The sequence below is a fragment of the Gordonia sp. NPDC127522 genome, from assembly GCF_042672305.1.
Lineage (GTDB): Bacteria > Actinomycetota > Actinomycetes > Mycobacteriales > Mycobacteriaceae > Gordonia > Gordonia hongkongensis.
The window spans coordinates 44042-58471 of sequence record NZ_JBHXVK010000015.1 but is presented as its reverse complement, the minus strand read 5'-3'; the positions used below and the strand labels follow the sequence as shown (position 1 = coordinate 58471).

General features: G+C 67.4%; 15 protein-coding genes. 9 read left to right on the top strand and 6 right to left on the bottom strand.

The window, feature by feature from the left end:
- Positions 1 to 28 precede the first annotated feature (28 nt).
- Both ACFVHY_RS19180 and ACFVHY_RS19175 read right to left on the bottom strand, forming a co-directional pair.
- Positions 29 to 520, bottom strand: a complete 492-nt coding sequence (locus tag ACFVHY_RS19180; RefSeq protein WP_058253570.1) for a nitroreductase family deazaflavin-dependent oxidoreductase — start codon at positions 518 to 520, stop codon at positions 29 to 31.
- Positions 520 to 1683 (bottom strand): steroid 3-ketoacyl-CoA thiolase, encoded by a 1164-nt coding sequence (locus tag ACFVHY_RS19175; protein WP_269553362.1) that lies wholly within the window; start codon positions 1681 to 1683, stop codon positions 520 to 522. The genes ACFVHY_RS19180 and ACFVHY_RS19175 overlap by 1 nt, the downstream gene beginning before the upstream one ends.
- Positions 1684 to 2021: 338 nt before the next feature.
- Between ACFVHY_RS19175 and ACFVHY_RS19170 the strand changes: the two genes are divergently transcribed.
- The 5 genes from ACFVHY_RS19170 (at position 2022) to ACFVHY_RS19150 (ending at position 5350) form a co-directional block, all read left to right on the top strand.
- Positions 2022 to 3341 carry a cytochrome P450 gene (locus ACFVHY_RS19170; RefSeq protein ID WP_390274687.1) on the top strand — a complete coding sequence of 440 codons (1320 nt, stop codon included), beginning with the start codon at positions 2022 to 2024 and terminating at the stop codon, positions 3339 to 3341.
- Positions 3338 to 3790 carry a nuclear transport factor 2 family protein gene (locus tag ACFVHY_RS19165; RefSeq protein ID WP_065629762.1) on the top strand — a complete coding sequence of 151 codons (453 nt, stop codon included), beginning with the start codon at positions 3338 to 3340 and terminating at the stop codon, positions 3788 to 3790. Before ACFVHY_RS19170 ends, ACFVHY_RS19165 begins: the two co-directional genes overlap by 4 nt.
- 119 nt (positions 3791 to 3909) lie before the next feature.
- The gene (locus tag ACFVHY_RS19160; RefSeq protein WP_390274685.1) at positions 3910 to 4170 is read left to right on the top strand and encodes an RNA polymerase sigma factor; all 261 of its coding nucleotides are present in this window, start codon (positions 3910 to 3912) and stop codon (positions 4168 to 4170) included.
- A 32-nt stretch (positions 4171 to 4202) separates the two neighbouring features.
- A complete protein-coding gene (locus tag ACFVHY_RS19155; RefSeq protein WP_390274684.1) occupies positions 4203 to 4781 on the top strand; it encodes a hypothetical protein in 579 nt (192 codons plus the stop codon).
- Entirely contained in the window at positions 4778 to 5350 is a 573-nt protein-coding gene (locus tag ACFVHY_RS19150) for a carboxymuconolactone decarboxylase family protein (protein ID WP_390274681.1), read from the top strand. Before ACFVHY_RS19155 ends, ACFVHY_RS19150 begins: the two co-directional genes overlap by 4 nt.
- Positions 5351 to 5367: 17 nt before the next feature.
- Here the strand turns inward: ACFVHY_RS19150 and ACFVHY_RS19145 are convergent, their stop codons facing one another.
- The 3 genes from ACFVHY_RS19145 to ACFVHY_RS19135 are packed head-to-tail and all read right to left on the bottom strand — an operon-like array spanning position 5368 to position 8627.
- Positions 5368 to 6546, bottom strand: coding sequence for a thiolase domain-containing protein (locus ACFVHY_RS19145; protein ID WP_058253563.1), 1179 nt, complete (start codon positions 6544 to 6546; stop codon positions 5368 to 5370).
- 6 nt (positions 6547 to 6552) lie between these two features.
- Positions 6553 to 7596, bottom strand: a complete 1044-nt coding sequence (locus ACFVHY_RS19140; protein ID WP_390274678.1) for a thiolase domain-containing protein — start codon at positions 7594 to 7596, stop codon at positions 6553 to 6555.
- Positions 7596 to 8627, bottom strand: a complete 1032-nt coding sequence (locus tag ACFVHY_RS19135; RefSeq protein ID WP_390274675.1) for an OB-fold domain-containing protein — start codon at positions 8625 to 8627, stop codon at positions 7596 to 7598. The genes ACFVHY_RS19140 and ACFVHY_RS19135 overlap by 1 nt, the downstream gene beginning before the upstream one ends.
- A gap of 91 nt (positions 8628 to 8718) precedes the next feature.
- On the opposite strand from ACFVHY_RS19135, the gene ACFVHY_RS19130 reads away from it, so the two are divergent.
- The gene (locus tag ACFVHY_RS19130; protein WP_390274672.1) at positions 8719 to 9756 is read left to right on the top strand and encodes an LLM class F420-dependent oxidoreductase; all 1038 of its coding nucleotides are present in this window, start codon (positions 8719 to 8721) and stop codon (positions 9754 to 9756) included.
- 132 nt (positions 9757 to 9888) lie between these two features.
- Positions 9889 to 10623 carry a PAS and ANTAR domain-containing protein gene (locus tag ACFVHY_RS19125; RefSeq protein WP_390274670.1) on the top strand — a complete coding sequence of 245 codons (735 nt, stop codon included), beginning with the start codon at positions 9889 to 9891 and terminating at the stop codon, positions 10621 to 10623.
- Between the two features lie 47 nt (positions 10624 to 10670).
- On the opposite strand, the gene ACFVHY_RS19120 is transcribed toward ACFVHY_RS19125, so the two are convergent.
- Entirely contained in the window at positions 10671 to 11492 is an 822-nt protein-coding gene (locus ACFVHY_RS19120) for a crotonase/enoyl-CoA hydratase family protein (protein WP_058253560.1), read from the bottom strand.
- Between the two features lie 102 nt (positions 11493 to 11594).
- On the opposite strand from ACFVHY_RS19120, the gene ACFVHY_RS19115 reads away from it, so the two are divergent.
- On the top strand, positions 11595 to 13220 hold the full coding sequence (locus ACFVHY_RS19115) for an acyl-CoA synthetase (RefSeq protein WP_065629757.1): 1626 nt from the start codon (positions 11595 to 11597) through the stop codon (positions 13218 to 13220).
- Positions 13221 to 13242: 22 nt separating this feature from the next.
- On the top strand, positions 13243 to 14382 hold the full coding sequence (locus tag ACFVHY_RS19110; RefSeq protein ID WP_086537599.1) for a nitronate monooxygenase family protein: 1140 nt from the start codon (positions 13243 to 13245) through the stop codon (positions 14380 to 14382).
- Positions 14383 to 14430: the final 48 nt, after the last annotated feature.

The following is a 14430-nucleotide window of genomic DNA, read 5'->3' as shown; positions in this document are numbered from 1 at the left end:
AAACAGCACCGCGGCAACGCGATCGGCGCTATCGAGCCGGCTCGCAGATGACGACCGGGATCGTTCGTTCCGTCCAGGCGGCGTAGGTGTCGTAGTCGGCGTAGGTGTCGACGAGATCGGGCCAGAGCTCGGCGCGCTCGGCATCGGTGGCGGTGCGCGCCACGAGGTCGTGCTTCTCCTTGCCGATCTGGATGGTGACCTGCGGGTTGTCCCGGAGATTGAGGTACCAGGCGGGGTTCTTCGCCGAGCCGCCCTGGGAGGCGACCACGACGAAGGAGTCCCCGCGCCGCAGGTAGATCAGCGGCGCGGTGCGCGGCTGTCCCGACTTGCGGCCGATGGTGGTCAGCAAGCACACCGGCGCGGGCTTGCGCAGACCCGCACCCACCCGCCAGGTGCCCCCGACGCGACCACCGGTGGCCTTGTACAGCGCGGTGTTCGCCTTCGATCCCAGTTTGATGATCTTGCTGACGATCGGCGAATCGAGTTGCGCGGGCTTGTTGTTCGGGTCGAGTGCGGGCATCAGATGCGCTCGATGATGGTGCCGGTGGCCATGGCGCCGCCGGCGCACATCGTGACCAGCGCGGTCTGACCGTCCCGACGCTCCAGTTCGTGCAGGGCGGTGGTGATCAGGCGAGACCCGGTGCTGCCCACGGGGTGTCCCAGGGCGATGGCACCGCCGTTCACGTTGACCTTGTCCAGGTCGGCGCCGTGGACCTGGGCCCAGCTGAGAACCACGGACGCGAACGCCTCGTTGATCTCGACGATGTCGATGTCGGACAACGACATACCCGACTTGGCCAGGACGCGCTCGGTCGCCTGGACCGGACCGTCGAGATGGAAGTACGGCTCCGCGCCGACGAGCGCCTGCGCCTTGATGCGTGCGCGCGGTGTCAGGCCCAGCTCGCGTGCCCGGGACTCGTCCATGATGAGCACGGCGGCCGCGCCGTCGGAGATCTGTGACGACGTTCCAGCGGTGTGGATACCGCCCTCGAGAACGGGTTTGAGCGCGGACAGGGATTCGAGCGTGGTGTCGCGCAGACCCTGGTCACGGCTGACGTCGAGGATGTTCCCGGTCAGTTCGCCCTCTTTGGTGCGCTCGGGCGCCTTGAGGCTCAGGACCTCGCGGTCGAACCGACCCTCGTCCCATGCCTTACGGGCGTTGCGTTGACTGCGCTCGCCGAGCGCGTCGATGTCGGCGCGCGTGATACCGCGGCGTTTGGCGATCCGTTCGGCGGCCTCGAACTGGTTCGGCATGTCGACGTCCCACGAATCCGCGTGATACGGACCGGCATTGGTGCCGACGTTCGCACCGAGCGGAACGACCGACATCGTCTCCACCCCGCAGGCGACGCCGATGTCGATCGCGTCGGAGGCGATGAGCCCGGCGATCAGATGGTTGGCCTGCTGCGCCGAACCGCACTGCGCGTCGATGGTGGTCGCTCCGGTCGCCTCCGGCAGACCCGCGGACAGCCAGGCCTTGCGCGTGATGTTGCCGGCCTGGGCGCCTGCCTGGGTCACGCAGCCGCCGATCGCCTGCTCGACGAGGGCGGGGTCGAGGCCCGCCTTCTCGAGGAGGCCGCGTTGGGTGATGCCGAGCAACTCCTCGGCGTGCAGGCCCGAGAGCCAACCGTTGCGCTTGCCGATCGGCGTGCGCGCCGCTTCCACGATGACGGGAACGCCCATCGCCACTCCTTCGTTCGTACCGGTGAACCCGGATGTCCACGGATGAGGCCACGACGGTCCGTCGAGGCCGCTGTGATCACGCTAGAACACGTTCTATGTTTGCGTCTACGCTGGGGTGGATGATGCGGGCAGGACGGCCCACTCGGCGGGTGTTCGACGCAATGCGTCGACGCTGCACGACGACGAACGCGAACGAATCTGTGAGAGAAGATCGCAGGTCGGGATACCGGGTCGGGAACAAAACTAGAACAAGTTCTCGTCTGAGGGTGTCGTATGCGTCACAGTGTGCTTCAATGTGATTGAAACAGGTTCTAAATCTCACAGCGAGGTGGTGTGACGTGACCCAGGCCCAGAGCGCCCCGATCGGCAGCGAGCCGACCCCGGCGGATTCTGCGCGCACGAGCCCTTCCGACGTAGTCGCGAAGTGCCCGTTCATGGAGCAGGAGGGGTGGGATTTCACCAACCCCGATCTGCTCGAGCAGGGAATCCCCGTGAAGGAGTTCGCGCAACTGCGCAAGACCGCGCCGGTCTGGTGGAATGCCCAGGCGCCCGGCAAGGGCGGTGGTTTCCACGACGGCGGGTACTGGGTGATCTCCAAGCACGCCCATGTCCGCGAGATCTCCAAGAACAACGAGGACTGGGAAACCAACGCCAACGGCGTCATCATGCGTTTCGAAGACGACATGACCGCCGATCAGATCGAGATCACCAAGGCGTTGCTGATCAACCACGATCCGCCGGAGCACACCCGCCTGCGCAAGCTGGTCTCCAAGCTGTTCACGCCGCGCGCCGTGCATTCACTCGAGGAGAAGCTCGACGACGCCGCCCGCGACATCGTCGCCAAGGCCGCGGAGAAGGGCAGCGGTGACTTCGTCAAAGACGTGGCCGTCGACCTGCCGCTGCTGGCCATCGCTGACCTCCTCGGCGTGCCGGAGGTGGATCGGGAGAAGCTGTTCGACTGGTCGAACTCGATGATGAACGCCGACGACCCGGATTACACGACGGATCCGCAGCAGGCCAACGCTGAGATCCTCGGCTACGGCTACACGATGGCCGAGGAGAAGCGTAAGAATCCCGGCGAGGACATCGTCACCACGCTGGTGAACGCGGACATCGACGGGCAGTCGCTCGACGAGACCGAGTTCGGGTTCTTCTTCATCCTGCTGACCGTCGCCGGCAACGAGACCACCCGCAACGCCATCAGCCACGGGATGAACGCGTTCCTGGACAACCCCGATCAGTGGGAACTGTTCAAGAAGGAGCGCCCGGCGACCGCGGTTGACGAGATCGTGCGTTGGGCGACCCCGGTCAACTGCTTCCAGCGGACGGCCAAGCGCGACACGCAGATCGGCGGCGTCGACATCGCCAAGGGTGAGCGCGTCGGCATGTTCTACGGTTCGGCGAACTACGACGAGGACGTCTTCGACGATCCGTTCTCGTTCAACATCATGCGCGATCCCAACCCGCACGTCGGGTTCGGCGGCAACGGTGCGCACTTCTGCGTCGGTGCGAACCTCGCGCGGATGGAGATCAACCTGATGTTCAACGCGCTCGCCGACCTGGTGCCCGACATCACCAAGCTCGACGCCCCGCGCCGTCTGCGCCATGGCTGGATCAACGGCGTCAAGGAACTCCGCGTCGACTACGGCACCAAGTGACCGCAGCAGAGCAGACGCCGGCCTATCTCGGCATCGACCGGGAGAACCATCCCGCAGTCGTGGCGGGTCGTCGTTCGCGTGAGTTCGTGGAATCCCGGGACAAACAGGCCTGGATCGACAACTTCGCGGCCGACGCCACGGTCGAGGACCCGGTCGGCCCGTCGATGTTCGACCCGGACGGTGTCGGATTCCGCGGGCACGAGCAGATCTCCGAGTTCTGGGACAAATCGATCGGGACGACCGAGAGCATCGAGTTCCGCTTCGACGAGGAGATCATCTGCGGGAACGAGGTCGCCTACATCGGCAGCATCGTCACCCACATCGCCGGCCACGTCTCCGAGGCGCGAGGGGTGTTCACCTATCGCGCCGACGCCGACGGCAAGCTGTCGGCGCTGCGCGCCTTCTGGGAAGTCGAGAAGACGATCAACTCGGTGCGCAAGGCCGGATAGTCGCAACACGAGCCGCCACGGGCGGGACAGGGTGCTCACCCTGTCCCGCCCGCGGTCGTTTGTGGGCCGGGTTTCTGCCATCCGTCGTCGCGGACTGGTGGGCACGGCGATCCCGCGAGGTGCCGGTCGCCGAGGTCGACCTCGGCGACGCCGGGTACGACGGCGATCCCGAGACCGCGATGCTGCGGGCCGCCGCGGCCGACGACGTGCGCAGCCGGTTGTGGGTTCTGACGGCGCGCGAACGAGAAGCCGTGACCCTCCGATTCGCCACCGAACTCACCTCCGAGGAGATCGGCGCGGCGATGGGGATCTCGGCGACGGCCGCACGGATGCTCGTCTATCGCGGGGTGGCGAAGTTGAGGGAGGTGATGCCGAGGTGACGCCTCACGATCCGAGTGAACAGTTCGACCCCGTGGACATCGCTGCGGCCGAACGACTCGATGACGCGATATCGGCAGTTCTCGACGGGCGGGACGTCCCGAATGCTCCGGACCCGGAACTCGAGTTGCTCGCCGGTGCCTTGCGGCCCGACCCGCCCGCGTCGACCTACGCGGCGGTCGACCGGATACTCCATCCTTTGCCTGCCGGGCGTCGGAGAGGGCGGTGGTCGACTGCGCAGGTGGCCGCGGCCGTGCTCGGCGCGATCCTGATCATCCATGGCGTCGGGAACATGATTGCCGGCGAATGGATCTCGGCGTCGCTCGGCGAGCCGGTCAACAAGCACGCGATGGTCGACGGCGGATTGGCGTTCATCGCCGTCGGCGCGGCGATCGCGGTCGCCTCGACGCGTCGGCAGTGGCTACCCGTCGCCGTCATCATGGGGGTGCCGCTCGGACTCGTCATGGGCGGACGCGGTCTCCACGAGATCGGCGTCTTCGCCTGGGGTGCGGTCGCCCACGGTGCGGTCGGTGTGGTTGCGCTGGTGCTGCTGGTCACCTATGTGCTGGGGCGGCGTTACAGCTTTCGGCCGGATCGGGAAGGACGGGTATGAGAGCACTGCATCGAATCCGGAATCATGTACGCGCGATGCGGCGGGCCCGGCGTCATCGCACCGAACTCGTCGGCCATCTGGCTCGTCGGCCGCTGCTGGCGGGCGGGATCGCCGGGATGGAGAGCGCGATGCTGCTGTCCAACCGGATGGACCCGAAAGTCAAAGAACTGGCCGAGCTCAAGGCCGCCGGCATGGTCAGTTGCGAGTTCTGCCTCGACATCGGCTCCGCGCTGGCGTCCGGCGCCGGGATCACCGAGCAGCAACTCCGCGATCTGCCGCGCTATGAGGAGTCGACGGCCTACACCGATCTGGAGAAACTCGTCATCGGCTACGCCGAGGCGATGACCCGTACGCCGGCTGTCGGCGACGATCTGGCGGAGCTGCGCCGCCGGCTGGCCGAACATCTCTCGGAGACGCAGATCGTCGAACTCGCCATGACCGTGGCCTGGGAGAATCAGCGGGCGCGTCTCAACCAGTCGCTGGGTGTGCGACCCACGGGAATGGCCGACGGCCTCGCCTGCGCTGTTCCCGAACGTATTTCGTGGCATTCATGCGCACATGGCGCATGAATGCCACGAAGTTCCGCTCAGTGCAGGGGCTTGTCGGCGCCGACGAGCCACATCGAGAAGTACTGCGAGCCACCGCCATAGGCGTGGCCCAGTGCCTTCCGGGCGTCCGGGACCTGATGGTCGCCCGCCTTGCCCATGACCTGGATGGCGGCCTCGGCGAATCGGATCATGCCCGACGCCCCGATCGGGTTCGACGACAACACACCACCGGACGCGTTGAGCGGGATGCGCCCGCCGATCTCGGTGTCGCCGGATTCGGTGAGCTTCCACCCCTCGCCCTCGGCCACGAATCCCAGGTTCTCCAGCCACATCGGCTCGAACCAGGAGAAGGGCACGTAGATCTCGGCGGCGTCGATCTCCTCCAGCGGGTTGCTGATGCCGCCGGCCTTCCACAACGCGGCCGCGGCATCGCGACCGGCCTGCGGGCTGACGACGTTGCGGTGCGCGTAGGACAGCGGCTCGGTGCGCATCGCGGTGGCATGGATCCACGCCACCGGATCGCCTGCGGCGATCGCGGCATCGGCGACATCCTCGCTGCCGATGACGACCGCGCAGGCCCCGTCCGATGACGGGCAGGTCTCGTCGTAACGGATCGGGTCCCAGAGCATCTGCGAGCTCATGACCTTCTCGACCGTCTGATCCGGTTGGTGCAGGTGCGCAAGCGGATTCAGCGCGCCGTTACGGCGATCCTTGGCGGCGACCATCGCCCCGATGTGCTCGGGCGCGCCGGACTGCCGGATGTAGGCGCGGACGTGCGGGGCGAAGAAGCCACCCGCGCCGGCGCCCACCGGCTTGGTGAACGGCACCGGGATCGACAGGGCCCACATCGCGTTGGACTCGGACTGCTTCTCCCAGGCGACGGCCAGGACCCGCTTGTGCACGCCCGCGAAGACCAGCGACGCGGCCACATTGGCCGTCGAACCGCCGACCGAACCCGCGGTGTGTACGCGGATGAGGCGTTTGCCGACCGCGCCGATGGCCTCGGCCATCGCGAGCTCCGGCATCATCGACCCCTCGAAGAGGTCCGGGGCCTTGCCGATGACGATCGCGTCGATGTCGTCGAGCGAGACCTTGGAGTCGATCAGCGCGGCGTCGATGGCCTCGCGGACCATGCCCGCCATCGTGACGTCGGACCGCTTCGCGACGTACCGTGTCTGCCCGGTGCCCAGCACCGCGGCACGATTGTTGTGTCCCATCAGTTCTCAGGCCCCCTCGTTGTTCTGGGCACTCAGGGTGACCACCATGTTCTGTTGCAGCAGCGGGCCGCTCGAGGCGTGGGCGACCGCGGTGCCGGCGTTGCCGCCGAGGATCTCGTTGGCCGCGTACCCGATCCGCTGGAGACCCGCGGAGAACAGCGAGTTGCCGGCCAACGAACCGCCGGACGGATTGATCCGCACCGAGTCGGGGAGTCCGAGTGCGTTGCGGACGATGATCTCCTGGTGCGTGTACGACGCGTTGATCTCGGCGACGTCGACCGCTCGGCTGCGGTCGCCGAATGCGGTGTCGCCGGCCAGCTTCGTCGACGGTGAGACGGTGAGGTCGCGCGCCCCGAAGTTGGGTGTGTCGATGCGGTGATCCCATCCGGTGACGAAGGCGGGGTTGGCCACCAGCTCGCGGGCCTTGCGCTCGCTGGCGATGACGACCGCTGCGGCGGCATCGGTGTATGGCGCGATATCGTGCTGTCGCAGCGGGTTCGCGACGTAGTCGCGGTTGAGCAGCTCGTCGACGGAACCGCCGAAGGTCCGCGCACCGACCGCGGCCATGTCGGCCTCGGTCCACACGCCCGCGTCGAGGCCGGCGCGAGCCTGCAGGGCGCCGAGCGACCGGGCATCCGGATGCAGCGGGGCGACGGTGTACGGATCGGTCTGCAGGGTGAGCGTCTGGTCGGCGTTGCCCGCGGTGGCCTTGCCGAATCCGTAGGCGAGGGCGAGGTCGACCTCGCCCGTCGCGATCTTGACCCACGCCTCGTACAGCGCCCAGGCGCCGTCCATCTCGACGTGGGACTCGTTGATCGGCGGCATCGCACCGATCGAATCGATCGCGGAGATGAACGAGAACGCCCGTCCGGCAAGGTAGTCGGAGGAACCGCTGCACCAGAACTCGATGTCGGTGCGGGCGATGCCGAGTTCGGCGTAGAGCTTGTCGAAGCAGGGGATCAGCATCTCGACGCCGTTGGTGGTGCCGTGGGAGCCGACGACGTTGGGGCTGTGCGCGAAACCGATGATCGCGATGGGTGGCAGTGTCATCAGAGGTGGTCCTTATAGGTCTCGTACTCGGCGTCGGGCTCTCCGGTGGGCGCGAAGTGACTGATGTTGCCGATCGAGTACTCCCATTCGTCCTCGGGGAGCCAGACGGCCTTGACGCGCATGCCCATCCGGACCTCGGAGGCCTCGCAATCCAGGATCAGGTGCAGGAACGGGATGTTCGCCCCGTCGAGGAGCACGTAGGCCGCCACGTAGGGCGGCTTGATCCGCTGTCCCTGGAAGGGCACGTTGACGATGCAGAAGGTGGTGACGATCCCGGTGTGAGCCAGCTCGACCCGTTCGGATGCGGGTGAACCGTCGGCGGGGCTGACGCCGCGGGGCGGGAAGTACACGCGCCCGGCGTCGACTCCCGAACCGATGCGGGTGCCGATCAGCTTGCCCGCCTTGAGCCCTTCGAGGTACACGGATTCTTCCTCGTTGGCCGAGTGCGTGATCGCGGTACTGACCGGGGTGGGGATGACGAGCAGCCCCGCCTCCGCGCCCTGGGGGGCGTCGGCGGTGTTGGCCGGAGCGGTGGCGGGTTCCTCGCCCGGGGCGAAGTACGCGATGTCGTCGATCCGGCCGATGCGCGCGGCGCCGAAGACGGCGTGGACCCGCAGGCCGGTCGACAGGTCGTCGGGCGAGTCGGCCGAAACCGCGTGCAGCAGTGTGGTGTCCGCCCCGTCGAGACGGATCAGCGCCCACGCGAACGGCGTGTCCAACGGTTGACCCGGCACCGGCTCGGGGTTCCACGTCCACGTGGTCACCGTGCCGACGGTCGACACCTCGACGAACTCGGCGGACTGGACGCCGGTGACGGGGTCGAACTCGACCGGGGGAACCGACACCTTGCCGTCACTGCCCTTGGACCCGATGATCCGGCCGTCGCGCAACGCGAGCGCGAACTGGCTCAGGACCGGGCCCAGCGACCGTGTGTAGTCGAAGGAGTTGGTCAGGGGAGCGGTCAGGATGGGGGACTTCGGCTCGGGCACCTCGGCGACGGGATTCGGGGCGGCCGGAGACGTTACGCTCATGCTCACATCTCGAGTAGAACACGTTCTAGTATTGGGCACAAGATGCATGTCAGGCCGTGGGAAGCGCGGCCCGGCGAGAAGGGGAGTGGTTGTGAAGCTCGGTCTGCAACTGGGGTACTGGGGTGCCGATCCGATTCGAGAAGCGCCGGAGTTGATCGCCACCGCGGAGGAATGCGGGTTCGACGCGGTCTTCACCGCCGAATCGTGGGGCTCCGACGCGTACACGCCGCTCGCCTGGTGGGGCGCGGCGACCTCGCGCATCCGTCTGGGCACGGCGGTGGCCCAGCTGTCGGCGCGGCCGCCGACCTCGCTCGCCATGCACGCGCTGACCCTCGACCATCTCTCCGGCGGCCGGCACATCGTCGGGCTCGGGGTGTCGGGCCCGCAGGTGGTGGAGGGCTGGTACGGCGAACCCTTCGCAAAACCGTTGGCGCGCACGCGCGAGTACGTCCGTGTCGTCCGGGACGTGCTCGCCCGGCAGGACAAGGTGACCAACTCGGGTCCGCACTATCCGCTGCCGTATCCGGCCGACGCGCCCGGTGCGACCGGGCTCGGCAAACCGCTCAAGCCGATCACGCACCCGCTGCGTGCCGACGTGCCGATCTGGCTCGGCGCCGAAGGGCCGAAGAACGTCGCGCAGACCGCCGAGATCGCCGACGGTTGGTTGGCCATCTTCTTCAGCCTCGGCCTTGCCGACCAGTACAACTCGTGGCTCGACGAGGGGTTCGCCCGGCCGGGGGCACGGCGTTCCCGGGACGACTTCGAGGTGGCCGCGACGGTCCAGGTCGTCATCACCGACGATGTGTCCGCGGCCATCGATCGCTACCGGCCGTCGACGGCGCTCTACGTCGGCGGAATGGGCGCCAAGGAGAAGAACTTCCATGCCGAGCTGTACAAGCGGATGGGTTACGCCGACGCCGTCGACGAGATCGTGAGCCTGTTCCTCAGCGGCAAGAAGGCCGAGGCGATGGCCGCGGTGCCCGACGAGATGGTCCGCGAGACGATGCTCGTCGGCACGGCCGACGAGGTGCGCTCTCAGATCAAGGAGTGGGAGGCGGCCGGCGTCACCATGCTCATGGTCACCGCCCGCGACACCGACACGATCCGGGAACTCGCGACGTTGGTGTGACGACGCACCCGGTGTCGGCGTGTGCCCGACGGGACACGGTATCGGTCATCCGCCGCGTGCGACCGTCGTCGGCGACAGCCGTAACCGGCGAACTCCGGCCGTGACCGGACATCGAACCATAGAATTTCTCGCGTGCAGCCAAGTGATCACGGCCCCCGTTGCGGGGACGCCGACCACGGACGGGATGGCCTCCCGGCGGGTCGGCAGACCGACCGGTCCGGCCGGATGCCGTCGGGCATGCAACGTATCGGCGACTTCCGCTTCTTCTATGAGGGCGAGAAGTGGGAATGGTCCGATGAGGTCGCCGCCCTGCACGGTTACGCGCCGGGGGAGGTCGAACCGACCACCGAACTCATGCGTCGTCACAAGCACCCCGACGATCGTGCCCACTTCGACGCCGTGCTGGCCGAGATGCTCACCAATCACGCGCCGTTCTCGAGTCGGCACCGCATCGTCGACACGTCCGGGCGGGTCCGACCGGTCGCGGTCATCGCGCATTCCATCACCGACGCCACGGGGCGGGCCATCGGCACCGAGGGCTTCTACCTCGACCTGACCGACGCCGAGATGGCCGTGGTGCAACGGCGGGTCGACGACCAGGTACGAGCCTTCCGCGACAGCAGCGGCGTGATCGAGCAGGCCAAGGGCATGCTCATGCTGGTCTACGGAGTCAACGCCGACCCTGCGTTCGACGTGCTCCGGTGGCGCTCACAGCAGGAGAACGTGAAGATCCGCGACGTCGCCGCAGCCCTCGTCGACGAGATCCAGGCGGGCATGACCATCGAAGAGCATCATCGTCGGCGTCTCGACGAGATCGTGCTGCGTCCACGCAGGTCGTCGGAGGATACGTCGAACGCCGTCCGCTGACCGGGGGCGTCGCGGAAGTCGCTGCGCGGCGCGACCGCCCGGTGCCGCTACTCCCCGGTGAACTCCGGCGTGCGCTTCTCCGCGAACGCGCGGGGTCCGACCTTCGCATCCTTCGACTTGAAGACCGAGATACCGATCTTCGCATCGATCTCGAAGGCGTCGAGTTCGTGTAGGCCCTCGGTGTCGCGGATGGTCTTGAGGATGCCCTGCACCGCGAGCGGACCGTTGGCCGCGATTTTCCCGGCGAGTTCGAGTGCCTTGTCGAGAGCGGTCCCGTCGTCGACGACATGGCCGATCAGTCCGTATTCGAGCGCCTCGCGCGCGGTGATGTGGCGGCCGGTCAGCAGGATGTCGCACGCCACGGTGTACGGGATCTGCCGGACGAGTCGAACCGCGCTGCCACCCATCGGGTACAGGCCCCAACGGGCTTCGGAGACACCGAACTTCGCGCTCTCGCCGGCGACCCGGATGTCGGTGCCCTGCAGGATCTCGGTACCGCCGGCGATGGCGGGTCCCTCCACCGCGGCGATGAGCGGCTTGGTGAGGCGGCGTCCCTTCAGCAGGGCCGGCAACGAGGCCGGATTCCACGCACCGGAGTCGACGGTGTCGCCGGGAGCGTTCTTGTTCATGCTCTTCAGGTCGGCGCCCGCGCAGAAGTACCCACCGGCGCCGGTGAGGATGGCCACCCGGATGTCGGGATCGGCATCGACCTGGTCCCACGCCTCGGTCATGATCCGCATCATCTCCGTCGACAACGCGTTGCGCGCCTCCGGTCGGTTCATCGTCACGATCAGGATGTGCCCGCGCTTCTCGACGAGGCACTCGGGTGCCTTTTCGGTGACGGACTCGGCGGGGGTTGCTGTGGTCATCGCTGCACTCCGGTGTCGCTGTGCTCGGGTGGTGATCAGGTGATGGCGGCGGGCGTGTTTTGCCGCTTGCCCAGAACGATAACACGTTCTAATTTTGAACCCATGGCCTACACGATCGCCGACCTCATCGAGCATGCCGTCGACCTGGTTCCCGAGCGCGTCGCGCTCGAGTCGGGCGACCGCTTGCGCTCCTACGCCGACCTGGAGGCGCGTGCCAACGCCCTCGCCCACAAACTCCGGGAACTGGGCGTACAACCGGGCGACCGAGTGGGTCTGTACAGCAGGAACACCATCGAGTCGGTCGAGGCGATGGTCGCCATCTTCAAGGCGCGCGCGGTGATGGTCAACGTCAACTACCGCTACGTCGAAGCCGAGTTGGAACACATCTTCACCGACTCCGGGATGAAGGTGCTGATCCACGAGCGGAGCTTCGCCGGTCGCGTGTGCAACACGTTGCCGAAAGCGCCCGATCTCGAGTACCGCGTCGTCATCGAGGACGGGTCGGACGAGGACCTGTGCTGCGCGGGCCACAGCGATGCGATCCGTTTCGAGGAGGCGATCGCGGCGTCGTCGACCGAACGCGACTTCGAGGAACGCAGCGACGACGACCTGTACATGCTCTACACCGGCGGTACCACCGGGAAGCCGAAGGGCGTGGTGTGGCGGCAGGAAGACGTGTGGCGCGTCCTCGGTGGTGGAATCGACTGGTACACCAGCGAACCCGTACCCGACGAGTGGCATCTTGCCAAGACCGGTGCCGAGGGCGGGCAGCTCGTCCGGTACCCGATTCCGCCGTTCATTCACGGCGGCTCGCAGTGGGCGATCTTCCAGTCCCTCTTCGCCGGCGGAAAAGCGGTGGTGTACCCCGAGTTCAGCGGATCGTCGGCGTGGGACATCGTCGAACGACACAAGGTCAACGTCGTGTTCATCACCGGAGATGCGATGGGGCGCCCCATGATCGAGGCGCTGGAGAGCGGTGGGGACCGTGACCTGTCGAGCGTGCTGTCGATCGCGTCGTCGGCCTGCCTGTTCTCACCGAGCGTCAAGGAACAGTTCCTCGACCGGTTCCCGAATTCGGTCATCATCGACGCGATCGGATCGTCGGAGACCGGCTTCGGCGGGATGGGCGTCGTCGCGAAGGACACACCGCACACCGGCGGTCCGCGGGTGAAGGCGGACAAGGAGACCCACGTCCTGCGGGAGGACGGTACGCCGGTCGAGCCGGGCAGCGGCGAGGTCGGTGTGCTGGCGCGATCCGGCCACGTACCGCTGCGCTACCACAACGACCCGGAGAAGTCGGCGAAGACGTTCAAGGTCTTCGACGGCGTGCGCTACTCGCTGCCCGGCGACAACGCCGTCCTCGAGGCCGACGGCACGATCACCATGCTCGGCCGTGGGTCGGTGTCGATCAACACCGGCGGCGAGAAGGTTTTCCCCGAGGAGGTGGAGGGGGCGCTCAAGGCCCATCCGGACGTGTTCGACACCGTCGTGGTGGGTGTGGCCGACGACCGGTGGGGTCAGCGCGTCGCAGCGGTCATCGCCACTCGGGACGGGGCGCGCCCGTCGCTCACGAGTCTCAACGACGTCGTCCGAAAAGAGTTGGCGGGCTACAAGTGTCCGCGCAGCGTGTGGTTCGTGGACGAGATCAAGCGTTCTCCCGCAGGCAAACCCGACTATCGATGGGGAGCGTCGGTCACCACCGAACGTCCCGCCGACGAGGCGCAGTAGAGCGCCGGAAGCGAGCTGAAACATGCGTACTGAACTGGCCGAGAAGTTCGGCATCGAGTATCCGATCTTCGGATTCACCCCCAGCCAGGACGTGGCGGCGGCGATCAGCCGGGCCGGTGGCCTCGGTGTGCTGGGTTGTGTCCGCTTCAACGAGGCCGAGGAGCTCGACGAAGTCCTGGAGTGGATGCACGAGAACACCGACGGCAAACCGTTCGGCGTCGACGTGGTGATGCCCGCCAAGATCCCGACCGAGGGCTCCAAGATGGACCTCGACTCGATGATCCCGCCGGAGCACCGCGCGTTCGTCGAACGCACGCTCGACGATCTGGGTGTGCCCCCGCTCCCGGGTGGAGACCGGGTCGACGCCGGGGTGCTCGGCTGGTTGCACTCGGTCGCGCGCTCGCATGTCGACGTCGCGATGGAGCATCGTCGTAAGTACGGACAGATCAAGCTGATCGCCAACGCACTCGGCTCGCCGCCGGCCGACGTCATCCAGACCGCGCACGACAACGGCGTCCTGGTCGCCGCGCTCGCGGGCGCGAAAGAGCATGCGCTGCATCACGTCGAGGCCGGCGTCGACATCGTCATCGCCCAGGGCTACGAGGGCGGCGGGCACACCGGTGAGGTCACCTCGATGATCCTGTGGCCCGATCTCGTCGACGCCGTCGGCGACACCGCGCCGGTCCTCGCGGCCGGTGGCGTGGGCAGTGGCCGCCAGATCGCCGCGGCGATCGCGCTCGGTGCGCAGGGCGTGTGGATGGGCACGTACTGGCTGACGGCGGCGGAGTACAAGCTCGGCGTGCCGGAGGGTTCCGACAAGCCGTCGACCGTCCAGCAGGCACTGCTGAAGGCGACGTCGCGGGACACCGTGCGCCGCCGCATCTACTCGGGAAAACCTGCGCGACTGCTGAAGACGGCCTGGACCGATGCCTGGGACGCCGAGTCCGCGCCCGAACCGTTGCCGATGCCGCTGCAGAACCTCCTCGTCGCCGAGGCGCACGCACGGATCTCACAGGCCGACAACCCCGACGTCGTCGCCATGCCGGCCGGTCAGATCGTCGGACGCTGCAACGCGATCACGCCCGTCGCCGACCTCATCGCCGACCTCGTCAGCGAATACGACGAGGCCGTCGGCCGGATGAACAAGACGCTGGGCGGCTGATCGCCTGTCCAGGAGTCGACGCGACCGGCCGACGACGCGGCCAGTCAT